The organism is Actinacidiphila rubida (assembly GCF_900110255.1).
Lineage (GTDB): Bacteria > Actinomycetota > Actinomycetes > Streptomycetales > Streptomycetaceae > Actinacidiphila > Actinacidiphila rubida.
The window spans coordinates 20,389-42,110 of sequence record NZ_FODD01000008.1 but is presented as its reverse complement, the minus strand read 5'-3'; the positions used below and the strand labels follow the sequence as shown (position 1 = coordinate 42,110).

Sequence of the window (21,722 nt, the reverse complement as noted above, 5' to 3'; positions counted from 1 at the left end):
CACAGTCAACAGCCTGCCCTCCGCGGGCGGCGTTCCGTCCGGCGCGGACGGTTCGCCCTCCGCGGGCGGTGTGCCGCGGTCCCGGGGGTGCGGGGGCTCCCGGCGTGTTGGGCCGGGAGGCGTCGGGACGCGCTCGGCGCGGCGCCGCGGGGTGGTGGGCGACGGGTCGCGCGCCGACGGCCGCCGCGCTGGTCAGGGCGCCTCCCGGACGGAGTCCGGGCGAGCCCGTGCACCCGTGGGCGGCCCCCGCCCGGGAGCGGCGAACGTGACGGAGGGGCACGCCGCACGGCGGCAGAGCCCCGTGACGCGACCGCGCCGTGGGGCGGGTAGGCTCAGCAGTGGTCGGGGACATCCCATATTTCGCAGCCGGAGAGGGACTCCGGCAACTGAGCGAGGAGATCGGTTCGTGACGATCCGGGTAGGCATCAACGGCTTTGGCCGTATCGGTCGTAACTTCTTCCGCGCCATCCTGGAGCAGGGTGCGGACATCGAGATCGTGGCGGTCAACGACCTGGGTGACACCGCGACCACGGCGCACCTGCTGAAGTACGACACCATCCTGGGCCGCCTCAAGGCCGAGGTGACCCACACCGCCGACACCATCACCGTGGACGGCCACACCATCAAGGTGCTCGCCGAGCGCGACCCGGCCGCCATCAAGTGGGGCGAGCTGGGCGTCGACATCGTGATCGAGTCGACCGGCATCTTCACCAAGGCCGCGGACGCGGGCAAGCACCTCGCGGGCGGTGCCAAGAAGGTCATCATCTCGGCGCCCGCCACCAACGAGGACATCACCATCGTCATGGGCGTCAACCAGGACGCCTACGACCCCGCCAAGCACAACATCATCTCCAACGCCTCGTGCACCACCAACTGCGTGGCGCCGATGGCGAAGGTGCTGCTGGAGAACTTCGGCATCGTCAAGGGCCTGATGACGACGGTCCACGCGTACACCAACGACCAGCGCATCCTGGACTTCCCGCACAAGGACCTGCGCCGCGCCCGCGCAGCCGCGGAGAACATCATCCCGACCACCACGGGTGCCGCGAAGGCCACCGCGCTGGTCATCCCGGAGCTCAAGGGCAAGCTGGACGGCCTGGCCATGCGCGTGCCGGTCCCGACCGGCTCGGTCACCGACCTGGTCGTGGACCTGGAGCGCGAGGTCACCAAGGACGAGGTCAACGCCGCGTTCCAGAAGGCGGCCGAGGGTCAGCTCAAGGGCCTGCTGGAGTACACCGAGGACCCGATCGTCTCCTCGGACATCGTCAACACCCCGGCGTCCTGCACCTTCGACTCGTCGCTGACGATGGTCCAGGGCAAGACCGTCAAGGTCATCGGCTGGTACGACAACGAGTGGGGCTACTCCAACCGCCTCGTGGACCTCACGGTCTTCGTCGGCGACAAGCTCTGACCGCGCTGCCGCAGCGCACCGCGATGTGAGGGACAGGGCCCGGAGGGGTGCGACGACGCACCTCCCGGGCCCTGTCCGCATGCCGACGTCCAGCTCACCACAGGAGACCCGCCTTTCATGAAGACGATCGACGACCTTCTCGCCGAGGGGCAGGTGGCCGGCAAGCGGGTGTTCGTCCGCGCCGACCTCAACGTGCCGCTCTCGGACGGCACGATCACCGACGACGGCCGGATCCGCGCCGCCGTACCGACCATCACCCGGCTCGCCGACGCCGGCGCCAAGGTGATCGTCGCCTCGCACCTGGGCCGCCCCAAGGGCGCGCCCGACCCGCAGTTCTCGCTCGCGCCCGTCGCCGCCCGCCTCGGTGAACTGCTGGGCACGGACGTGGCGTTCGCGTCCGACACGGTCGGCGACAGCGCCGCCGCCACGGTGGCCGGGCTGGCTGACGGCCAGGTCGCGCTGCTGGAGAACCTCCGCTTCAACCCGGGCGAGACCGTCAAGGACGACGCCGAGCGCGGCGCGTTCGCCGACCAGCTCGCCGCCCTCGCCGACTCCTACGTCGGCGACGGCTTCGGCGCGGTGCACCGCAAGCACGCCTCCGTGTACGACCTGCCGGCCCGGCTCCCGCACGCCGCGGGCGGCCTGATCGCCACCGAGGTCGGGGTGCTGAAGAAGCTCACCGAGGACGTGAAGCGCCCCTACGCGGTGGTGCTCGGCGGCTCCAAGGTGTCCGACAAGCTCGGCGTGATCGACCACCTGCTGGAGAAGGCCGACCGCATCCTGGTCGGCGGCGGCATGGTCTTCACCTTCCTCAAGGCCCAGGGCCACGAGGTCGGCAAGAGCCTGCTGCAGGAGGACCAGCTGCCGGTCGTCACCGAGTACCTGGCGCGGGCCGAGGCCAAGGGCGTCGAGTTCGTGCTGCCGGTCGACGTGGTCGGCGCCACCGAGTTCCCCGACCTGAAGACCAAGGCGCCGTCCTCCCCGGCCACCGCGCCGGTGGACTCCATCCCGGCCGACATGATCGGCCTGGACATCGGCCCCGAGTCGCGGAAGCTGTTCGCCGCCAAGCTGGCCGACGCCGCGACGGTCTTCTGGAACGGCCCGATGGGCGTCTTCGAGCACCCCGACTACGCCGACGGCACCCGCGCGGTCGCCCAGGCCCTGATCGACTCCCCGGCCTTCACCGTGGTCGGCGGCGGCGACTCGGCGGCCGCGGTCCGCATCCTGGGCTTCGACGAGAACGCGTTCGGCCACATCTCCACCGGTGGCGGCGCCAGTCTCGAATACCTTGAGGGCAAGACCCTGCCGGGTCTCGCCGCGCTTGAGGGCTGACGCCCGAACTCCCCGGAGCCGCCGGCCGAGGAACCCGGCCGGCCGGTCCGGGAGCGAGCAGGAAGCCCGACCCCGAGCATGGAGAACCGAACACCATGACCGAGCAGAACACCCGCAAGCCGCTGATGGCCGGCAACTGGAAGATGAACCTCAACCACCTCGAGGCCATCGCGCACGTCCAGAAGCTCGCCTTCGCCCTGAACGACAAGGACCACGACGCGGTCGAGGTCGCGGTCCTGACGCCGTTCACCGACCTGCGGTCGGTGCAGACCCTGGTCGACGGCGACAAGCTGAAGATCCGCTACGGCGCCCAGGACATCTCGGCACACGACTCCGGCGCCTACACCGGCGAGATCTCCGGGCCGATGCTGTCCAAGCTGAAGTGCGCCTACGTCGCGGTCGGCCACTCCGAGCGCCGGCAGTACCACGGTGAGGACGACGCGATCGTCAACGCCAAGGTCAAGGCCGCGTACAAGCACGGCCTCACGCCGATCATGTGCGTCGGCGAGGAGCTGGCGGTCCGCGAGGCCGGCAACCACGTCGAGCACACGCTCGCGCAGGTCGAGGGCGGTCTCAAGGGCCTGCCGGCCGAGCAGGCCGCGACGATCGTGATCGCCTACGAGCCCGTGTGGGCCATCGGCACCGGCAAGGTCTGCGGCGCCGACGACGCCCAGGAGGTCTGCACGGCGATCCGTGCCAAGGTCGCCGAGCTGTACACGCAGGAGGTCGCCGACCAGGTCCGCATCCAGTACGGCGGCTCGGTCAAGGCCGGCAACGTCGCGGAGATCATGGCGAAGCCGGACATCGACGGCGCGCTCGTCGGGGGCGCCTCGCTGGACGCCGACGAGTTCACGAAGATCGTCCGCTTCCGGGACCAGTGAACTCCCGACCCGTGTGAAGTACCCTGTCGGGGCCGGTGCGGTGCGCAGACGCCGCCACCGGCCCCGCACCGTAGTCCCTCAGTGCCGTCGTGTAGTCGAGAGAGTTGGTCCAGCCGTGGTCATCGGGTTCTCCATCGCCCTCATCATCTTCAGCCTGCTGCTTCTGCTGCTCGTGCTGATGCACAAGGGGAAGGGCGGCGGCCTGTCGGACATGTTCGGCGGTGGCATGCAGTCCTCCGTCGGCGGTTCCTCGGTGGCCGAGCGCAACCTCGACCGCATCACCGTGGTCGTCGGCCTGCTCTGGTTCGCCTGCATCATCGTGCTCGGCCTGGTGATGAAGTTCCAGAAGTAGCGGCCGCCGCCACTGCTCCGGCCTGCGTCGAGTCCCGTCCGTTCGCGCCGAACTGACGCCTCGTCGGCGACGCGGCTCATCCACGACTTATCATGGAGCCGCGTCTTGGGATACCGTGCCCTTTCCCGCCACGCGCGGGGGCGAACCGGTCTCCGGCAATGGGCGACCTCGCAGCACCATCACGCAGGGAGTTACGACCGTGGCAAGTGGCAACGCGATCCGTGGCAGTCGGGTCGGAGCGGGGCCGATGGGAGAGGCGGAGCGCGGCGAGTCCGCGCCCAGGCTGCGCATCTCCTTCTGGTGCTCCAACGGGCACGAGACCCAGCCGAGCTTCGCCAGCGACGCGCAGATCCCGGAGACCTGGGACTGCCCCCGCTGCGGCTTCCCGGCGGGGCAGGACGAGGAGAACCCGCCGGCACCGCCGCGGACCGAGCCCTACAAGACGCACCTGGCCTACGTCAGGGAGCGCCGCTCGGCCGCCGACGGCGAGGCGATCCTCGCCGAGGCGCTCGCGAAGCTCCGCGGCGAGATCTGACGACTGCGCCCCCGGTTCCGGGGCAGGCTCAGCCCGCTGAGCCCGCCCGGCGGCCGGGGGCTCGTCTCGTGCTGTGGCCCTGCGCGATGTGGGACGTCAACGCGATGGACGCGGTGGCCCGTTCGTAGGTCAGCTGGGCCACGCGCGCGTAGAGGCAGTCCACGATCAGCAGGACGGAGTGGCGGGTGCCGAAGTTGCCCCGCCGGAAGCTGGTCTCGCCCGAGAACGACGTCAGGCGGACGTCCGCGGCCTGGGCGACGGGTGAGCGCGGGTCGCCGGTGACCGCCACCGTGGCCGCGCCGCGCTCGGCGGCCAGCCGCAGCGGCTCCAGGACCTCCCGGGTGGTGCCCGAGTGGGAGACCGCCACCACGGCGTCCGAGGGCGTCAGGAGCGCCGCCGAGGTCTCCGCCGCGTGCACCTCGGTCCAGGCGTGGGCCGCGCACCCGATGCCGAACAGGCGGGCCTGCGTCTCGTGCGCGACGATGCCCGAGCCCCCGACGCCGTAGACGTCGATCCTGCGGGCCCGTGCGAGGGCCTGTGCGGCCCGTTCCAGGGCCTCCCGGTCCAGGAGCTCGGCGGTGTGGCGCAGCGCCTCCAGATCGGCCTCGGCGACCACGCCGATGACGTGCTCCAGGTCGTCGTCGGGCCCGATCTGCGGGCCGAGGGCGGCACCGCGCTGGGCCCGCTGGTCCGCCCCCGCCCGGCCCTGCTCCTGTGCCAGCTCGATCAGCAGCTGCTGGTAGGACTCCAGGCCCAGTGCCCGGCAGAAGCGCGTGACGGTGGCCTGCGAGGTGCCGGTCCTGCGTCCCAGCTCGGCGGCCGAGCCGTGGGTGGCGGCCGCCGGATCGGCCAGGACCAGCTCGCCGACCTTGCGCAGGGAACCGGACATCCGCGGAAGTTCGGAGCGGATCAGTGCGGTGATCATGAACGCGCGTCCCGTCGGGTCTTGTGCCGGAGTGAATCCATCAACCACCATGCGGGTTGATGAGTGAAATCTACAGCCAGCCGCTGGTGATCGGTATCGATGCGGGCGGCACGCGCAGCCGGGCCTGCCTGGCCCTCGCCGACCCGCCCCCGGTGACCGGTTCCGACGGTCCCGCGAGTCCCGCCGATCCCGCCGCCGCGGTCCTGGGACGCGGCAGCGGAGGCCCCGGCAACGCGCTGAGCGTCGGCCGGGCCGACCTGACCCGGCACCTGACCGACGCCATCGCGCAGGCCGTGCCGCCCGCCGCCCGGGGGCGGGTGGTCGCGGCCTTCGGCGGGTTCGCGGGCGCGGCGGAGGGCCTGGGGGACGAGCGCGGCAAGGGCCTCGCGCTGTCGTGCGTGCGGGACGCGCTGGCCGCGAACGGGATCTCCGGCGCGGCGGTCGACGTCGGCGGCGACACGGAGGTGGCGCTCGCCGCCGCACCCGGGGCGCCGACCAGCGGGCTGGTGCTCATCGCCGGAACCGGCGCGATCGCCACCCGGCTGGCCGGCCGCCGGCGGTCCGCGGTGATCGACGGCCACGGGTGGCTGCTCGGCGACGAGGGCAGCGGCTACTGGCTGGGCGGCCGCGCCGTGCGGGCGGCCCTGGAGGCGCTGGACGGCCGCGGGCCGTGGACATCCCTGGTCGCCTCGGTCGCCGCCCACTACCTGGGCGAGGAGGCGGGCCGAGCGGCCGCGGGGCAGCTCCGGCCGGAGGAGCGCTGGCAGTTGAGCGAGGCCGTCGTCACCAGCGCCTACGGGCAGCCTCCGCCGCAGCTCGCGCTGCTCAGCCCGGCCGCGGTGGCCGCGGCCGCCGGGGGCGACGCGGTCGCGCTGCGGCTGCTCGACGAGGCGGCGTCACTGCTGACCGCCACGGTGGGCGCGCTGCACCCGCGGCCGGGGGAGCCGCTGGTGCTCACCGGCGGCCTGCTCGGGCCCGGCGGGCCGCTGCTGTCGCGCGTCGAGGCACGGCTGTCCGGTCTCGGGCTGCACCTCTACCCCACGGCCGACGGCGCCCCCGGCGCGGCGGCGCTGGCCCGCACGCTGCTCTGACCCGCCGGGCGCCCCTCGGCCCGCGCGCCGATGCGCGGGGCCCGGCGCGCACCCGCTGTTCATCTGAGCGGCCCCGCTGAACGCCGGGGGAGCCTTGACGCCGCTCCTCGGTTCGTTGTTTCATCATCGTGCCGACAGTGTGGTTGGCTCAACCAAAGATCATCTTCATCTCCGTGGTCACCCGCGACCACGGGTCTGCGAAGGAGCCCCGGCCATGGCCGCAGGACAGATCAGCGCCGCAGCGTTCGCCGACGAGGGCCGCGCGGCCGTGGAGCGCGCGATCGAGGCGAACAAGGACTCCGTCGCGGCCGCCGGCCGCCTGTTCGCCGACTGCGTGGCCGCCGACGGCGTCATCCACGGCTTCGGCACCGGCCACTCGCAGGCCACCGTGCTGGAGATCGTCGGCCGCGCCGGAGGCCTCATCCCCACCAACCGGATCGGGCTGTCCGACCTGGTGCTGCGCGGCGGCGAGGACCGCTCGGTGCTCACCGACCCGCTGCTGGAGCGCTCCCCGGGCCTGGCCCGGCGCCTCTACGAGCTGGCCGCGCCGCGCCCCCAGGACCTGTTCGTGATCGTCTCCAACTCCGGCGTCAACAACTCGATCGTCGACATGGCGCTCCAGGTGAAGGAGGCCGGCCACCCGCTGATCGCGCTCACCTCGCTCACCCACACCCGCGCGGTGCCGGCGCTGCACCCCAGCGGCAAGCGGCTGGCCGACGTCGCGGACGCGGTGCTCGACAACTGCGCCCCCACCGGCGACGCGATCCTGCCGCTGGCGGACGGCGGCGCGCTGTGCGGGGTGTCCACCATCACCTCCGCGCTGCTGGTGCAGATGGTGCTCGCCGAGGCCGTCGGCCTGCTGCAGGCCGAGGGCCGTGAGGCGCCGGTGTACGTGTCGGCGAACCTGCCCGGCGGCCACGAGCGCAACGTCGTCCTGGAGGAGCGCTACGCCGGGCGGCTGCACCGCGGCGGCTTCTGAAGTCCCCTCAGCTCGTCTCGCTGCGCCATCAACTAGCGTTGGTGTCGCAGCGAGGACGAGGAGAAGTGGACTGATGTCCGGAACCAACACGCAGACCAGGCTGGACCAGCGCCCGGAGTGGCACGCGCTCGCCAAGCACCGCGACGAGCTGGCCGGCGTCCACCTGAGGGACCTGTTCGACCGCGACCCCGAGCGGGGCAGCCGCTACACCCTCCAGGTCGGTGACCTCCACCTGGACTACTCCAAGCAGCTCGTCACCGACGAGACGCTGGAGCTCCTGCGTGAACTGGCCGTCGCCACCGGGGTGTTCCCCCTGCGGGACGCGATGTTCCGGGGTGAGCGGATCAACGTCACGGAGAACCGCGCGGTCCTCCACACGGCACTGCGCGCCCCGCAGTCCGCGACGATCGAGCTCGACGGGCAGAACGTCGTCCCCGGCGTGCACGCCGTGCTCTACAAGATGACGCAGTTCGCCGACCGCATCCGCTCGGGCGAGTGGACCGGCCACACCGGCAAGCGGATCCGGAACATCGTCAACATCGGCATCGGCGGCTCCGACCTCGGACCCGCGATGGCCTACGAGGTGCTGCGTTCCTTCACCGACCGCGACATGACGGTGCGGTTCGTCTCCAACGTGGACGGTGCGGACCTGCACGAGGCGGTGCGCGACCTCGACGCGGCCGAGACGCTGTTCATCGTCGCCTCCAAGACCTTCACCACCATCGAGACCATCACCAACGCCACCTCGGCCCGCCAGTGGCTGCTGGACCGGCTGGGCGCGGGTGACGACGCGGTGGCCAAGCACTTCGTGGCGCTGTCCACCAACGCCGAGAAGGTCTCCGACTTCGGCATCGACCCGCAGAACATGTTCGAGTTCTGGGACTGGGTCGGCGGCCGCTACTCCTTCGACTCGGCCATCGGCCTGTCGCTGATGCTGGCCATCGGCCCGATCGCGTTCCGCGAGATGCTCGCCGGATTCCACCTGGTGGACGAGCACTTCAGGACCGCCCCGCCGGAGAGCAACGTCCCGCTGCTGCTCGGCCTGCTCGGCGTCTGGTACGGCGGCTTCCACGACGCGCAGTCCCACGCGGTCCTGCCGTACAGCCACTACCTCAGCAAGTTCACCGCGTACCTGCAGCAGCTCGACATGGAGTCCAACGGCAAGTCCGTGGACCGCGAGGGCAACCCGGTCGCCTGGCAGACCGGGCCGGTCGTGTGGGGCACCCCCGGCACCAACGGGCAGCACGCGTACTACCAGCTGCTGCACCAGGGCACCAAGCTGATCACCGCGGACTTCATCGGCTTCGCCCGCCCGATCGCGGAACTGGGGCCGCTGGCCGGCCAGCACGACCTGCTGATGGCGAACTTCTTCGCCCAGACGCAGGCGTTGGCCTTCGGCAAGACGCCGGAGGAGGTGCGCGCCGAGGGCGTGTCCGAGGAGCTGGTGCCGCACAAGACCTTCCGCGGCAACCACCCCACCACCACGATCCTGGCGACCGAGCTGACCCCGTCCGTGCTGGGCCAGCTCATCGCCCTCTACGAGCACAAGGTGTTCGTCCAGGGCGCCGTCTGGAACATCGACTCCTTCGACCAGTGGGGCGTCGAGCTGGGCAAGGTGCTCGCCAAGCGCGTCGAGCCGGCCCTGACCGAGGGCGCCGACGTGCCGGGCCTGGACGCGTCCACCACCGCGCTGGTCGCCAAGTACCGCGAGCTGCGCGGCCGCTGAGCGGACCGAAGGGGCGCGGGCAACGGCCACTGGTGCCGTTCCCCGCGCCCCTTCGTGTGCGCCGGCCGCGGGAGTGCCGCGGCGCCGTCCTCCTACGAGGAGGCCGGCGGGTAGAGCTGCGGCGGGAGCTTGGCCGCGGCCGCCCGGTCCAGGAGCCACAGGGTGCGCGAGCGCCCGTACGCGCCCGACGCCGGAGCCTGGAGCTCCCCCGGCGCGGACAGCGCGACCGCGACCGCGCCCGCCTTGTCCTCACCCGCCGCCAGCAGCCACACCTCGCGTGCCGCCCGGATCGCCGGGAGGGTCAGCGAGACGCGGGTCGGCGGCGGCTTGGGCGAGCCGTGCACGCCCACCACCGTGCGGGACCGCTCCCGCACCCCGGGATGCTCCGGGAAGAGCGAGGCCACATGCGTGTCCGGCCCCACCCCGAGCATCAGCACGTCGAACGACGGCACCCGCACGTGGTCCTCGGCGCCCGCCGCGGCCGCCAGCTCCGCGGCGTACGCCTCGGCGGCCGCGTCCGCGTCCGAGCCGTACCGGCCGCCCGAGGCGGGCATGGCGTGCACCCGCTCGGGCGTGACCGGCACCGAGTCCAGCAGCGCCTCCCGGGCCTGCGTGACGTTGCGCTCCGGGTCCCCCTCGGGGAGGAACCGCTCGTCGCCCCACCACAGGTCCAGGCGGGCCCAGTCCACGGCGTCACGCGCCGGGGACCGGGCCAGCGCCGCCAGCAGCGCGTTGCCGTTGCGGCCGCCGGTGAGCACCACCGAGGCGGACCCGCGCGCGGCCTGCGCGTCCACCACCTTCGTGATCAGCCGGGCCGCCGCGGCCTGCGCCATCAGCTCCTTGTCCCGGTGGACCACGACCTGGGGTGTGCTCACGTCGACCTCACTCCGCTCCTCCGCCCTCACTTCGAGGACGGCTTGCCCGAACCCGAACCCGCCCTGGGGGCCGCCTTCTTCGCCGGGGCCTTGGCCGGCTCCGGGGACGCCTTCTGCGCCGCGGGAGTCGGCTCCCCGTCCGTGTGGGCGCTGCCGGAACTCGCCGGCACCAGGTGCTTCACCCCGAACTGCACGGTCGCCCGGTAGATGTCGTCCGGGTCCAGCCGCCGCAGCTCCTCGGCGATCAGCTCGGACGTCTCCCGCCGCTTCAGCGCGACGTGCCGGTCCGGCTGGCCCGGCATGGCCAGCTCCGCCAGGGCGCCGTCCGGGCGGTCCAGGCAGATGTCGCCGTCCTCGCTGTTCAGGTGGACGCCGGTGATCCCCGGACCGCCGGAGACCTTGCGCTCCACCGGCACCCCGAGCCGGTCCGCCAGCCACAGGGCCAGCAGCTCGGTGCTCGGGTTGTACGCCTCGCCCTCCACTATGGCCGCGGAGATCTTGGCGTGCTTCTGGTCCAGGGCCGCCGCCAGCATCGAGCGCCAGGGGGTGATCCGGGTCCAGGCCAGGTCCGTGTCGCCCGGCGCGTACGTCGCGGCCCGCAGGCCGAGCGCGCCGACCGGGTCCTCGGCGGAGGCCGCGTCGGAGATCCGGCGCTGCCCGAGCCTGCCCAGCGGGTCGTCCGCCAGGTTGTCCGGACCGGACTCCGGCCACCAGACGACCACGGGGGCGTCCGGCAGCAGCAGCGGCAGCACCACGGACTCGGCGTGGTGGGACAGCTCGCCGTGCAGGCGCAGCACCACCGTCTCGCCGGTGCCCGCCTCCGAGCCGACCATCACCTCCGCGTCGAGCCGGGTCAGCGCCCGGTCCCGCGGCGAGCGGCCGGGCCGCTTGACGACGACCAGGATCCGCGACGGGTGCTCCTTGGACGCCTCGGTGGCGGCCTTCAGCGCGTCGTACGCGCTGCCCTCGTCGGTGACGATGACCAGGGTCAGCACCATGCCGACGGCCGGTGTGCCGATGGCCCTCCGGGCCTGGATCAGCCCCGCGTTGATGCGGGCCGACGTGGTGTCCGTCAGATCGATCTTCATGGCCGGCGCCAGCTCCTGCCGTCTCGTGCGAGCATCTCGTCCGCCTCGGCCGGGCCCCAGGTGCCCGACGCGTACTGCGCGGGCTTGCCGTGCTTGTCCCAGTGCTGCTCGATCGGGTCGAGGATCGTCCAGGACAGCTCGACCTCCTGGTGGCGCGGGAAGAGGTTCGCGTCGCCGAGCAGCACATCCAGGATGAGCCGCTCGTACGCCTCCGGGCTGGACTCGGTGAACGACTCGCCGTAGGCGAAGTCCATCGACACGTCCCGCACCTCGGTGGAGGTGCCCGGAACCTTCGAGCCGAACCTGACCGTGACGCCCTCGTCCGGCTGCACCCGGATGACCAGGGCGTTCTGCCCCAGCTCCTCGGTGGCGCCGGACTCGAACGGCAGGTACGGGGCCCGCTTGAAGACCACCGCGATCTCGGTCACGCGCCGGCCCAGCCGCTTGCCGGTGCGCAGGTAGAACGGCACGCCCGCCCAGCGGCGGTTGTTGATCTCCACCTTGATCGCGGCGTAGGTGTCGGTCTTGGACTTGGGGTCGATGCCGTCCTCCTCCAGGTACCCGAGCACCTCCTCCCCGCCCTGCCACGCGTGCGCGTACTGGCCGCGCACCGTGTACTTGCCGAGGTCCTCGGGCAGCACGACCGCGCCCAGCACCTTCAGCTTCTCCGCCGTCAGCGCCTTGGGGTGGAAGGAGCCGGGCTCCTCCATCGCGGTCAGCGCCAGCAGCTGCAGCAGGTGGTTCTGGATGACGTCGCGTGCCGCGCCGATCCCGTCGTAGTACCCGGCGCGGCCGCCGATGCCGATGTCCTCGGCCATGGTGATCTGCACGTGGTCCACGTAGGACCGGTTCCAGATCGGCTCGTACATCGTGTTGGCGAACCGCAGCGCCAGGATGTTCTGGACGGTCTCCTTGCCCAGGTAGTGGTCGATCCTGAAGACCTCGTTGGGCGGGAAGACGTCGTGCACGGTCTTGTTGAGCTCCTGCGCGCTCTGCAGATCGTGGCCGAACGGCTTCTCGATCACCGCGCGCCGCCAGGAGCTGCCGGTGCCCTGCGACAGGCCGTGCTTCTTCAGCTGCTGCACGACGTTCGCGAAGAACTTCGGCGGGACGGACAGGTAGAACGCGAAGTTCCCGCCCGTGCCGCGCGCCTTGTCCAGGTCCTCGATCGTCGACTTGAGCGTCTCGAACGCCGAGTCGTCGTCGAACTCGCCGGGCACGAACCGCATGCCCTCGGCGAGCTGCTGCCAGACCTCCTCGCGGAAGGGCGTGCGCGCGTGCTCCTTGACCGCGTCGTGCACGACCTGCGCGAAGTCCTCGTCCGCCCAGTCGCGGCGGGCGAAGCCCACCAGGGCGAAGCCCGGCGGCAGCAGACCGCGGTTGGCCAGGTCGTACACCGCGGGCATCAGCTTCTTGCGGGACAGGTCACCCGTCACGCCGAAGATGACCAGCCCCGAGGGACCCGCGATGCGCGGCAGCCGCCGGTCGAGCGGGTCCCGCAGGGGATTGCCGGCGTAAGCCGGAGATTCGGTGGCCACGTCACGCCTCCGAAGGAGCGAGCCGCTCGAGTTCCGCCTTCGTCGAGTCCAGCAGCTCGTTCCAGGCCGCCTCGAACTTCTCGACGCCCTCATCCTCGAGCACCTGGACCACGTCGTCGTACGAGACGCCGAGCGCCTCGATGGCGTCGAGCTCGGCGCGGGCCTGCTCGTAGGTGCCGTGCACCTGGTCGCCGTCGATCCGGTCCTGCTCCGCGACGGCGTCCATGGTCGCCTCGGGCATGGTGTTGACGGTGTTCGGCGCGACCAGCTCGTAGACGTAGAGGTCGGCCGGGTAGGCCGGGTCCTTCACGCCCGTCGAGGCCCACAGCGGGCGCTGCTTGTTCGCGCCGGCCTTCTCCAGGGCCAGCCAGCGGTCGGAGGAGAAGACCTCCTCGTACGCCTGGTACGCCAGCCGCGCGTTGGCGACGGCGGCCTTGCCCTTGAGCGCCTTGGCCTCGTCGGAGCCGATCTTCTCCAGGCGCTTGTCGATCTCGGTGTCCACCCGGGACACGAAGAACGACGCCACCGAGTGGATCTCGGCCAGGTCCAGGCCCGCGGCCTTCGCCTTCTCCAGACCCGTCAGGTACGCGTCCATCACCTCGCGGTAGCGGTCCAGCGAGAAGATCAGCGTGATGTTGACGCTGATGCCGCGGCCCGTGACGTCCGCGATGGCCGGCAGGCCCGCCTTCGTGGCCGGGATCTTGATCAGCGTGTTCGGCCGGTCCACCAGCCACGCCAGCTGCTTGGCCTCGGCGATGGTGGCCTTGGTGTCGTGCGCGAGCCGCGGGTCCACCTCGATGGAGACCCGGCCGTCCTGGTGCTCGCTCGCGTCGTACACCGGGCGCATGATGTCGGCGGCGTCGCGGACGTCCGCGGTGGTGATCATCCGCAGCGCCTCCTCGACGGTCAGCCGGCGCGCGGCCAGGTCCTCGAGCTGGCTGTCGTAGCCGTCGCCCTGGGAGATCGCCTTCTGGAAGATCGACGGGTTGGTGGTCACGCCCACCACGTGCTGCTGGTCGATGAGTTCGGCCAGGTTGCCGGACGTGATGCGCTTGCGGGACAGGTCGTCCAGCCAGATCGCCACGCCCGCGTCGGAGAGGCGCTTGAGTGCGTCTGTCATCGGAATTGCATCTCCTACTAGTCGTTACCCGGATCAGCGATCTGCGGCGGCGAGAGATTCCCGTGCCGCGGCGGCCACCGCGTCCGCCGTGAATCCGAACTCGCGGAAGAGCACCTTGCCGTCGGCGCTGGCGCCGAAGTGCTCCAGGCTGATGATCCGGCCCGCGTCTCCGACGAACCGGTACCAGGTCAGGCCGACGCCGGCCTCGACCGCGACGCGCGCCTTCACCGACGGCGGCAGCACGCTGTCCTTGTACTCCTGGCTCTGCTCCTCGAACCACTCCACGCACGGCATCGACACCACACGGGTCGGGATGCCGGCGGCCTGCAGGTCCTCGCGGGCGGCGACCGCCAGCTGCACCTCGGAGCCGGTGCCGATGAGCACGACCTTCGGCTCGGCCGGCGCGCCGTCGGCGCCCTGGGCGTCGAAGAGCGTGTAACCGCCGCGCGCGGCCTCGTCGTTGCGCTCGTACGTCGGCACACCCTGGCGGGTCAGCACCAGACCGTGCGGGGCGCCCTTGCCGTAGACCTTGGTCCACCGGCGCTGGATCTCGCGCCAGGCGACGACCGTCTCGTTGGCGTCCGCCGGGCGCACCACGTTCAGGCCCGGGATCGCGCGCAGCGCCGCCACGTGCTCCACCGGCTGGTGCGTCGGGCCGTCCTCGCCGAGGCCGATCGAGTCGTGCGTCCACACGTACGTCACCGGCAGGTGCATCAGCGCGGACAGCCGCACCGCGTTGCGCATGTAGTCGGAGAACACGAGGAACGTGCCGCCGTACGCACGGGTGTTGCCGTGCAGCGTGATGCCGTTGAGCTCCGCGGCCATCGCGTGCTCGCGGATGCCGAAGTGGATCGTGCGGCCGTACGGGTCGGCACCCGGCAGCGGGTTGCCGGACGGCAGGAACGACGACGTCTTGTCGAACGTGGTGTTGTTCGAGCCGGCCAGGTCGGCGGAACCGCCCCACAGTTCGGGGATCACCGGGCCGAGCGCCTCCAGGACCTTGCCCGAAGCGGCGCGCGTGGCAAGGGACTTGCCGGTCTCGAAGGTCGGCAGGTGGTCCTCCCAGCCCTGCGGCAGCTCGCCCGCGGCGACGCGGTCGAACAGCTCGGCGCGCTCGGGGCTGGCGGTGCGCCACGCGGCGAACGACTTCTCCCACTCCGCCTTCGCGTCCCGGCCGCGGTCGCCGACCGCGCGGGTGTGGGCGATCACGTCGTCGGCCACCGCGAAGTGCTGGTCGGGGTCGAAGCCGAGCACCTCCTTGGTGGCGCGCACCTCGTCCTCGCCCAGCGCCGAGCCGTGCGCGGCCTCGGTGTTCTGCGCGTGCGGCGCCGGCCAGCCGATGATCGAGCGGACCGCGATGAACGACGGCCGCTCGGTCTCGGCCTTGGCGGCCTTCAGCGCCTCGTACAGCGCGGGGACGTCCAGCGCGCCGTTCTCCAGCATGCCGACGCGCTGCACGTGCCAGCCGTACGCCTCGTACCGCTTGCAGGTGTCCTCCGAGACCGCGGTCTCGGTGTCGCCCTCGATGGAGATGTGGTTGTCGTCCCACATCAGGACGAGGTTGCCGAGCTTCTGGTGGCCGGCCAGCGAGGACGCCTCGGAGGAGATGCCCTCCTGCAGGCAGCCGTCACCGGCGATCGCCCAGACCATGTGGTCGAACGGGGAGGTGCCGGGCGCCGCGTCCGGGTCGAACAGGCCGCGCTCGTAGCGGGCGGCCATGGCCATGCCGACGGCGTTGGCCACGCCCTGGCCGAGCGGCCCGGTGGTGGTCTCGACGCCGGTGGTGTGGCCGTACTCGGGGTGGCCCGGGGTCTTCGAGCCCCACGTCCTGAACGACTCCAGGTCGCTCAGCTCCAGGCCGTAGCCCGCGTAGTAGAGCTGCGTGTAGAGGGTCAGGCTGGAGTGGCCCGCGGAGAGCACGAAGCGGTCCCTGCCGGTCCAGTTCGGGTCCGCGGGGTCGTGGCGCATGACCTTCTGGAAAAGGAGGTAGGCCGCGGGGGCCAGCGTCATCGCCGTGCCTGGATGGCCGTTGCCGACCTTCTGCACGGAATCCATGGCGAGGACTCGGGCGGTGTCCACCGCGCGCTCGTCCAGTTCGCTCCACTCAAGGTCTGTGGTGGTCGGCTGCTTGCTCACCCTGGGTCAGGGCTCCTCTCCACAATGTCGAAAGCGCCGGTGACATGGTGCCTACCCGACGCGTCGAGCCTACCGCCGCAGGGCGCTCACCTTTTCGATCCTGCCCCCGTACCGGCCGCTTCGCTCGCTGAACCCGTGAACACGGGGTGAACCCCGGTCCCCGGCCCGGGCGACCGCGCCACGGCGGACACGTTCCACCCCCGGGCGAAAGCCGGGTATTCCCTACCTCTAGAGTGGCGTGGTACGCGCAAGCGTCCCTGGGCCCCGCTGAAACCCGCCGGTGGCCCGTGCTTGCTGACTCGTCTCTCTTGGGGTGTTCGTGACGGCCGTCGAAACCCGACCCGCAGGGGTCATCGGGACGGGCTCAGCGCACCGGCCGCTTCGGGCCCGTGTCATGGGGTTCGTGGCTCTCACCAAGCCGCGCATCATCGAGCTTCTGCTGATCACCACCGTCCCGGTGATGTTCCTGGCGGCCGGGGGGGTGCCGTCGCTGTGGCGGGTCGTGGCCACCGTGGTCGGCGGCTACCTGTCGGCGGGCGGCGCGAACGCACTCAACATGTACATCGACCGGGACATCGACGCGCTGATGCACCGGACCGAGCAGCGGCCGCTGGTCACCGGCCTGGTGTCGCCCAGGGAGGGCCTGGTCTTCGGGATCACGCTCTCGGTGGTCTCCACCGCCTGGTTCGCACTGCTGGTCAACCCGCTGTCCGCGGCGCTGTCCCTCACCGCGATCCTCTACTACGTCTTCGTCTACACGCTGTGGCTCAAGCGCCGCACCTCCCAGAACATCGTGTGGGGCGGGGTGGCCGGCTGCCTGCAGGTGTTCATCGGCTGGTCCGCGGTGCGCGACGAGCTGGCGTGGGCGCCGTTCGTGCTCTTCCTGGTGCTGTTCTTCTGGACCCCGCCGCACTACTGGCCGCTGTCCATGAAGGTCAAGGACGACTACGAGCGGGTCGGCGTGCCGATGCTGCCGGTGGTGGCCGGCAACCAGGTCGTGGCGCGGCAGATCGTGCTCTACAGCTGGGTGATGGTGCTGACGTCGCTCACGCTGTGGTGGCCGCTGGGGCAGACGTCGTGGTTCTACCCGGTGGTGGCCACGGCGCTCGGCGGGTTCTGGCTCAAGGAGGCGCACGGGCTGCACGCCCGCGCCAAGGCCGGGGTGACGGGCGCGAAGCTCAAGGAGATGCGGCTGTTCCACTGGTCGATCACCTACGCGACGCTTCTTTTCGTCGCCGTCGCGGTGGACCCCTTCCTCCACTGACCCGCCTTCGCGGGTCCGCCTCACCGTCCCCGCGCGCGCCCGCACCCCGCCACCGGCCCCGCCAGTGGCCGCCCGGTGCCGGGGCGTGCCCGGGAGGGCCTTGGAGTGGGGGTTACTCGCGGGTAGGGTGGAGTCATGGCTGAGAGCACTCCGCAGGAGAAGGCCCGGGCGGAACGACGGGCGAACCGGCTGGCGCGGCAGATCAGGACCTTCGCCGCCACCCACGGCGGCTCCGCCGACGCCGTCGTCGAGTACATCGGCGCCCGCGGCTCCCGCATCGTGCTGGTCGGCGAGAACGGGGAGTGGGGCGACCTGGTCGCACCGAGCCCGGCCGTCGCCGCCGAGGCCGTCGCGCGCGCCGGCGTCACCCTCCACGACGAGTTCGGCGGCGAGATCGCCCACCGCATCCGCACCGGCCCGTACGAGTGGACCCGGATGGCCGGGTTCCAGATGGGCGGTCCCGCCAACACCTGACGGCACCTCCGGCCGTTATGACCGTGGCAGGGTCGTGACGCAGGAGGAGGGGAGCCGATGGACGGGGCGCAGGGACACCTCGTGGACGCGCAGTGCCACGGGGTGCTCCAGGGAGAACTGGGCCTCGGTTCGTTCGAGGCCCGGCTGCCGGGGACGGCGGCCCCCCACACCACTCTCTTCGACAGCCCCACCGGCTTCGCCGTGCGCCGCTGGTGCCCGCCGCTGCTGGGTCTTGAGCCGCACTGCCCGCCGGCCCGCTACCTGGCGCGCCGCCGCGAGCTGGGCGCGTACGAGTCCGCCCGGCGCCTGCTGCGCAGCACCGGCGTCACCGCCTACCTCGTGGACACCGGCGAGCCCGGCGACCTGGGCGCGCCCAAGGACCTCGCGGTGGCCGGCGGCGGCGTCGCGTTCGAGATCGTGCGCCTGGAACCGCTGGCCCAGCAGGTGGCCGACACCTCCGGCACGGTCGACGGCTTCCTGGCCAACCTCGCCGAGGCGGTGCACGCCGCCGCGCAGGAGGCCGCGGGCTTCTCCTACGGCACCGGCACCGCGGCGAGCCACGAGCCCGGCGGCCGCCACGCCAGGACCGGGCCGCCGCGCGTCCCCCCGCCCTGGCCCGAGCCGGCCGGCGGCTCCGCGGGCCGCGGACGGCACGCGCGGCCGTGGGACGAGCACGGCGACGGGCACGCCGACGAGCCGGGCCCCGCCGGGGGTCCCCGCCCACCGGGCCCGCACGACGTCCGCACGGCCGCCGCCCGCTGGCTCGCCGAACGCACCGTCGGCGGCCGGCTCACCGACGAGGTGCTGCGCCGGCACCTGGTGTGGCACGCGGTCGCCACCGGGCTGCCGCTGTCGCTGAGGTACGGCCCGGACGGTCCCGGCCCGCGGGCCGCGGCGGAGTTCCTGCACGCGACGGCCGGGCTCGGCACCGACGTCGTGCTCACCCCCGGGACGCGCCACCAGGCGGCCGCCGCGGAACTGGCCGCCGTGCTGCCGCACGTCTACGTGGCGCTGGGCGGCGACCCGTCGGCGGTGCTCGCCCGCACCCCGTTCGGCAAGGTGCTGTACGCGAGCGGCGCGGCGGGACTGCCCGAGCTGTACGTCACCGGCGCGCGGGCGTTCCGGGCCGGGCTCGCCCACCTGATCGACGGGCGGGTGGCGGCGGGGGAGTGGTCAGCGGCGGACGGAGAGCGGGTCGCCGCCCTGGTCGGCGAGGGGAACGCGCGCCGCGTCTACCGGCTGCCGGCCAGCGCCGCCGGCCGCGTCCCGCACCCCCGCCTCCCGCACGCCGACACCCTCCGCTGAAGCGGCGGCGGGCACCCGGCCCGGCTCGGCCGACGGCCGCTCGCGGAACGACAGCAGCACGCGCAGGGTCGCGATCCACACCAGGCAGGCGCCGAACATGTGCAGGTCGACCAGCGCGGCCGGCAGGTGCGTGAAGTACTGGACGTAGCCGATGACGCCCTGGCCCATCAGCACCAGGAACAGTTCGGTGGACCGGCGCTGCGGCCCGGCGGGTGCGTCGACCGCGCGCAGCACGAACCACAGGGCGACGGACAGGCCCACCACCACCCAGGCGAAGTCCGCGTGCAGCTGGGCGATCGTCCGCCAGTCGACGTGGATGCGCTGCACCTTGTGCGCGGCGCTGGAGTCGCCCGGGTGCGGCCCGGCGCCGGTGACGAGGGTGCCGACGACGATCAGCACCACCGTCGCCGCGCCCATGACCTGGCCCAGCTGCCGCACCGCCTTGCCGACCAGCGGCCGCGGCGACGCGTCGCCCTCGCCCACCCGCTGCCAGGTGAGCACCGCGACCGTGATGAGCGCGGCGGAGAGCAGGAAGTGCAGCGAGACCACGTACGGGTTGAGCTTGGTGAGCACGGTCAGGCCGCCCCACACCGCGTTGCCCACGACCACCCAGAACTGCGCCCAGGCCAGCCGGTACAGGCCGGTGCGGCGCGGCTCCATGGCGCGGATCGCGATGATCGCCCAGCCGACGGCCGCGCACAGCACGTACGTGAGCATGCGGTTGCTGATCTCGATCGCGTGGTGGATGCCCATCTCGCGGGTGCCGAGCAGGCTGTCGCCACTGCACGTCGGCCAGGTCGGGCAGCCCAGACCTGACGCGGTCAGGCGGACCGCGCCGCCGGTGATCACGATGACCACGGACATCGCCAGGGCGGCCAGCGCCGCACGGCGGACCGTCACGGGGTTCGGGGTCCACCTGGCGGCGATGAAGGCGAGCGGGTTTCGCGCGATTTCGGGCAGCTTCGGCACGGGGACATCGTAGGCGCCCGCCTTGTGCACGCTTTCACGAGGGTGTCCCGCGTCCCCCGGAAGGCGTGACGAGGTGGTGGACGACGGGTTCGGTGGTGGACAGCGCGCGGGCCCGGTCGGCGAGGGAGGCGTCGTAGGCGGTGAGCCGCGACTGGTGCTGGCGCAGGTGCTCCTCCCAGCTCGGGACGTCGAACACCTCGACCCAGTGGGTGGGTTCCCCGGCGTCCTGGTAGAGCGACCAGTGGGACGCGCCGGTGCGCCGCCGGGAGACGGACAGGGCCGTCATCGCGTCGCGGAACGCGCCGGTGCGGCCGGCCGGGACGGTGTAGGCGATCTGGACCATGACCGGCCCGCCGGCGGAGTCGATGTCGGTGCCGAGGGCGATCATCGGCTCCGGCCAGGGCGCCACGATCTCGCGGTCGAAGGTGCCGGTGCGCGTGTACATCGGCCAGCGTGTGAGGGAGAGCGCGGTGAGCGGCAGCAGGCCCGCGGCGGCCAGCAGCACCGGGCGGGTGCCGGCGGCCTGGGCCAGCAGGCCCCACACCAGGGATCCGATGCCCTGGCCGCCGAGGAAGACCATGAGATAGACCGCGAGCCCGCGGGCCCGCACCCAGGCGGGCAGGGCGAGTTGGAGGGTGGTGTTGAGGGTGGACAGCGCGTACAGCCAGCCCACGCCGGTCACCACCAGGACGAGCGCCACCACCACGGGCACGGTCACCACCGCCGCGACCGCGCTGCCGGCCGCGAACGCGACGCTGCTCAGCGCGAGCAGCAGGTTGCGCCCCACCGTGTTCCGCACCCGCTTGATCGTGACGGCCCCGGCGATCGCGCCGACGCCCAGCGCTCCCAGCAGCAGGCCGTAGCCGCCCGCGCCGAGCCCGAGCCGCCGCGAGGACACCACCGGCAGCAGGCTCCACAGGGCCGAGGCCGGCAGCACGAACAGCGCGGCGCGCAGCATCACCCGGCGCACTCCGGGGGCGTTGCGCACGTAGCGGGTGCCGGCCGACAGCGCGGCGCGCATCCGCTCCGGGGAGCTCCCAGCGGGGGGCGCGGCGCGGCGCCAGGCGAACAGGGCGGCGACGACGCCGAGGAACGACACCGCGTTGATGCCGAACACCACTCCCGGCCCGGTCACCGCGACCAGCACGCCGGCCAGCGCGGGCCCGACGGCGCGCGCGAGGTTGACGTTGAGGCTGCCCAGCGACGCGGCGGCGGGGATCTGCTCGCGCGGCACCAGCTCGGGCTGGATCGCCTGCCAGCCGGGGCCGGTCAGTGCGCTGCCGCAGCCCATCAGGAAGACCAGGGCGATGAGGACCGCGGGCGTGGTCAGGCCGGCCGCGGTGAGGATCGCCAGAGCCGCGCTGACGGCCGTCATCGCCACCGACAGGGCGATCAGCAGCCGCCGCCGGTCGAGCACGTCGGCGAGGACACCGGCCGGCAGCGACAGGAACAGCACCGGCAGCAGGGACGCCGCCTGCACCAGGGACGTCAGCGTCGGCGCGTTCGGCTGGTGCACCAGCATCCACTGCGCGCCCACCGTCTGCATCCAGGTGCCGACGTTGGAACCGAGCTGGGCCAGCCACAGCCCGCGGAACGTCCGCAGCCGCAGCGGTGCCAACGAAGACGGTCCCGAGGCCTCCGGCCGTTCCGCCCCGGCCTCCTGCCGCACGGTCATGCCCGCCCCCTTCCCGGCCCGACGGCCGGCGGTGTGCCCTGGCCCG

Annotated in this window: 18 protein-coding genes and 1 pseudogene; 11 read left to right on the top strand and 8 right to left on the bottom strand. The window is 72.5% G+C overall.

Annotation, left to right across the window (positions count from 1 at the left end; all coding sequences use genetic code 11):
* The first annotated feature begins 406 nt into the window (after nucleotides 1-406).
* The 5 genes from gap to BMW99_RS09965 all read left to right on the top strand — a co-directional run bounded on the left by gap (nucleotide 407) and on the right by BMW99_RS09965 (nucleotide 4,511).
* Nucleotides 407-1,411, top strand: a complete 1,005-nt coding sequence (gene gap / locus BMW99_RS09985) for a type I glyceraldehyde-3-phosphate dehydrogenase (RefSeq protein ID WP_069463017.1) — start codon at nucleotides 407-409, stop codon at nucleotides 1,409-1,411.
* 117 nt (nucleotides 1,412-1,528) lie between these two features.
* The gene (locus BMW99_RS09980) at nucleotides 1,529-2,743 is read left to right on the top strand and encodes a phosphoglycerate kinase (RefSeq protein ID WP_069463018.1); all 1,215 of its coding nucleotides are present in this window, start codon (nucleotides 1,529-1,531) and stop codon (nucleotides 2,741-2,743) included.
* Between the two features lie 125 nt (nucleotides 2,744-2,868).
* Nucleotides 2,869-3,624 carry a triose-phosphate isomerase gene (gene tpiA, locus BMW99_RS09975; protein WP_069463020.1) on the top strand — a complete coding sequence of 252 codons (756 nt, stop codon included), beginning with the start codon at nucleotides 2,869-2,871 and terminating at the stop codon, nucleotides 3,622-3,624.
* A gap of 115 nt (nucleotides 3,625-3,739) precedes the next feature.
* On the top strand, nucleotides 3,740-3,976 hold the full coding sequence (gene secG / locus BMW99_RS09970; protein ID WP_069463019.1) for a preprotein translocase subunit SecG: 237 nt from the start codon (nucleotides 3,740-3,742) through the stop codon (nucleotides 3,974-3,976).
* A gap of 199 nt (nucleotides 3,977-4,175) precedes the next feature.
* On the top strand, nucleotides 4,176-4,511 hold the full coding sequence (locus BMW99_RS09965) for an RNA polymerase-binding protein RbpA (RefSeq protein ID WP_073497103.1): 336 nt from the start codon (nucleotides 4,176-4,178) through the stop codon (nucleotides 4,509-4,511).
* Nucleotides 4,512-4,539: 28 nt separating this feature from the next.
* On the opposite strand, the gene BMW99_RS09960 is transcribed toward BMW99_RS09965, so the two are convergent.
* Entirely contained in the window at nucleotides 4,540-5,436 is an 897-nt protein-coding gene (locus BMW99_RS09960; RefSeq protein ID WP_075016648.1) for a MurR/RpiR family transcriptional regulator, read from the bottom strand.
* Nucleotides 5,437-5,495: 59 nt separating this feature from the next.
* On the opposite strand from BMW99_RS09960, the gene BMW99_RS09955 reads away from it, so the two are divergent.
* From BMW99_RS09955 to pgi, 3 genes are all read left to right on the top strand, one after another.
* Nucleotides 5,496-6,527, top strand: a complete 1,032-nt coding sequence (locus tag BMW99_RS09955; protein ID WP_075016647.1) for a BadF/BadG/BcrA/BcrD ATPase family protein — start codon at nucleotides 5,496-5,498, stop codon at nucleotides 6,525-6,527.
* 214 nt (nucleotides 6,528-6,741) lie between these two features.
* Entirely contained in the window at nucleotides 6,742-7,506 is a 765-nt protein-coding gene (locus BMW99_RS09950; RefSeq protein ID WP_069463630.1) for a sugar isomerase domain-containing protein, read from the top strand.
* 73 nt (nucleotides 7,507-7,579) lie between these two features.
* Nucleotides 7,580-9,232: a glucose-6-phosphate isomerase gene (pgi, locus tag BMW99_RS09945; RefSeq protein WP_069463629.1), complete on the top strand. Its 1,653-nt coding sequence runs from the start codon at nucleotides 7,580-7,582 to the stop codon at nucleotides 9,230-9,232.
* A 92-nt stretch (nucleotides 9,233-9,324) separates the two neighbouring features.
* Here the strand turns inward: pgi and pgl are convergent, their stop codons facing one another.
* The 5 genes from pgl to tkt are packed head-to-tail and all read right to left on the bottom strand — an operon-like array spanning nucleotide 9,325 to nucleotide 15,989.
* Nucleotides 9,325-10,107, bottom strand: coding sequence for a 6-phosphogluconolactonase (gene pgl, locus BMW99_RS09940; RefSeq protein ID WP_075016646.1), 783 nt, complete (start codon nucleotides 10,105-10,107; stop codon nucleotides 9,325-9,327).
* A gap of 26 nt (nucleotides 10,108-10,133) precedes the next feature.
* Nucleotides 10,134-11,195, bottom strand: a complete 1,062-nt coding sequence (gene opcA / locus BMW99_RS09935) for a glucose-6-phosphate dehydrogenase assembly protein OpcA (protein WP_069465560.1) — start codon at nucleotides 11,193-11,195, stop codon at nucleotides 10,134-10,136.
* Complete coding sequence (gene zwf, locus BMW99_RS09930) at nucleotides 11,192-12,826, bottom strand: glucose-6-phosphate dehydrogenase (RefSeq protein WP_245791334.1); 1,635 nt, start codon at nucleotides 12,824-12,826, stop codon at nucleotides 11,192-11,194. Before zwf ends, opcA begins: the two co-directional genes overlap by 4 nt.
* The gene (gene tal, locus BMW99_RS09925; protein WP_069465562.1) at nucleotides 12,735-13,853 is read right to left on the bottom strand and encodes a transaldolase; all 1,119 of its coding nucleotides are present in this window, start codon (nucleotides 13,851-13,853) and stop codon (nucleotides 12,735-12,737) included. The genes zwf and tal overlap by 92 nt, the downstream gene beginning before the upstream one ends.
* A 33-nt stretch (nucleotides 13,854-13,886) precedes the next feature.
* On the bottom strand, nucleotides 13,887-15,989 hold the full coding sequence (gene tkt / locus BMW99_RS09920; protein WP_069465563.1) for a transketolase: 2,103 nt from the start codon (nucleotides 15,987-15,989) through the stop codon (nucleotides 13,887-13,889).
* 319 nt (nucleotides 15,990-16,308) lie between these two features.
* Here tkt and BMW99_RS09915 point away from each other — a divergent pair, with 319 nt between their 5' ends.
* From BMW99_RS09915 to BMW99_RS09905, 3 genes are all read left to right on the top strand, one after another.
* The gene (locus BMW99_RS09915) at nucleotides 16,309-17,253 is read left to right on the top strand and encodes a heme o synthase (RefSeq protein ID WP_069465567.1); all 945 of its coding nucleotides are present in this window, start codon (nucleotides 16,309-16,311) and stop codon (nucleotides 17,251-17,253) included.
* 135 nt (nucleotides 17,254-17,388) lie between these two features.
* The gene (locus BMW99_RS09910; protein ID WP_069465564.1) at nucleotides 17,389-17,727 is read left to right on the top strand and encodes a hypothetical protein; all 339 of its coding nucleotides are present in this window, start codon (nucleotides 17,389-17,391) and stop codon (nucleotides 17,725-17,727) included.
* Nucleotides 17,728-17,784: 57 nt separating this feature from the next.
* A complete protein-coding gene (locus BMW99_RS09905; protein ID WP_075016645.1) occupies nucleotides 17,785-19,032 on the top strand; it encodes a hypothetical protein in 1,248 nt (415 codons plus the stop codon).
* Here the strand turns inward: BMW99_RS09905 and BMW99_RS42010 are convergent.
* Both BMW99_RS42010 and BMW99_RS09895 read right to left on the bottom strand, forming a co-directional pair.
* Nucleotides 19,021-20,001 (bottom strand): annotated as a pseudogene (locus BMW99_RS42010) (COX15/CtaA family protein); the annotation flags it as partial. The gene BMW99_RS09905 and the pseudogene BMW99_RS42010 sit on opposite strands and share 12 nt — an antisense overlap.
* A 34-nt stretch (nucleotides 20,002-20,035) precedes the next feature.
* A complete protein-coding gene (locus BMW99_RS09895) occupies nucleotides 20,036-21,676 on the bottom strand; it encodes an MFS transporter (RefSeq protein WP_075016643.1) in 1,641 nt (546 codons plus the stop codon).
* Nucleotides 21,677-21,722: the final 46 nt, after the last annotated feature.

Excerpts from the sequence above, each read along its gene's own strand:
- tpiA (WP_069463020.1), top strand. The coding sequence starts at position 2,869 with ATGGCCGGCAACTGGAAGATGAACCTCAACCACCTCGAGGCCATCGCG.
- pgi (WP_069463629.1), top strand. The coding sequence starts at position 7,580 with ATGTCCGGAACCAACACGCAGACCAGGCTGGACCAGCGCCCGGAGTGG.
- BMW99_RS09980 (WP_069463018.1), top strand. The coding sequence starts at position 1,529 with ATGAAGACGATCGACGACCTTCTCGCCGAGGGGCAGGTGGCCGGCAAG.
- BMW99_RS09960 (WP_075016648.1), bottom strand. The coding sequence starts at position 5,436 with ATGATCACCGCACTGATCCGCTCCGAACTTCCGCGGATGTCCGGTTCC.
- BMW99_RS09895 (WP_075016643.1), bottom strand. The coding sequence starts at position 21,676 with ATGACCGTGCGGCAGGAGGCCGGGGCGGAACGGCCGGAGGCCTCGGGA.
- BMW99_RS09950 (WP_069463630.1), top strand. The coding sequence starts at position 6,742 with ATGGCCGCAGGACAGATCAGCGCCGCAGCGTTCGCCGACGAGGGCCGC.
- tal (WP_069465562.1), bottom strand. The coding sequence starts at position 13,853 with ATGACAGACGCACTCAAGCGCCTCTCCGACGCGGGCGTGGCGATCTGG.
- BMW99_RS09910 (WP_069465564.1), top strand. The coding sequence starts at position 17,389 with ATGGCTGAGAGCACTCCGCAGGAGAAGGCCCGGGCGGAACGACGGGCG.
- opcA (WP_069465560.1), bottom strand. The coding sequence starts at position 11,195 with ATGAAGATCGATCTGACGGACACCACGTCGGCCCGCATCAACGCGGGG.
- BMW99_RS09955 (WP_075016647.1), top strand. The coding sequence starts at position 5,496 with ATGAGTGAAATCTACAGCCAGCCGCTGGTGATCGGTATCGATGCGGGC.
- BMW99_RS09905 (WP_075016645.1), top strand. The coding sequence starts at position 17,785 with ATGGACGGGGCGCAGGGACACCTCGTGGACGCGCAGTGCCACGGGGTG.
- zwf (WP_245791334.1), bottom strand. The coding sequence starts at position 12,826 with ATGAGGGCGTCGAGAAGTTCGAGGCGGCCTGGAACGAGCTGCTGGACT.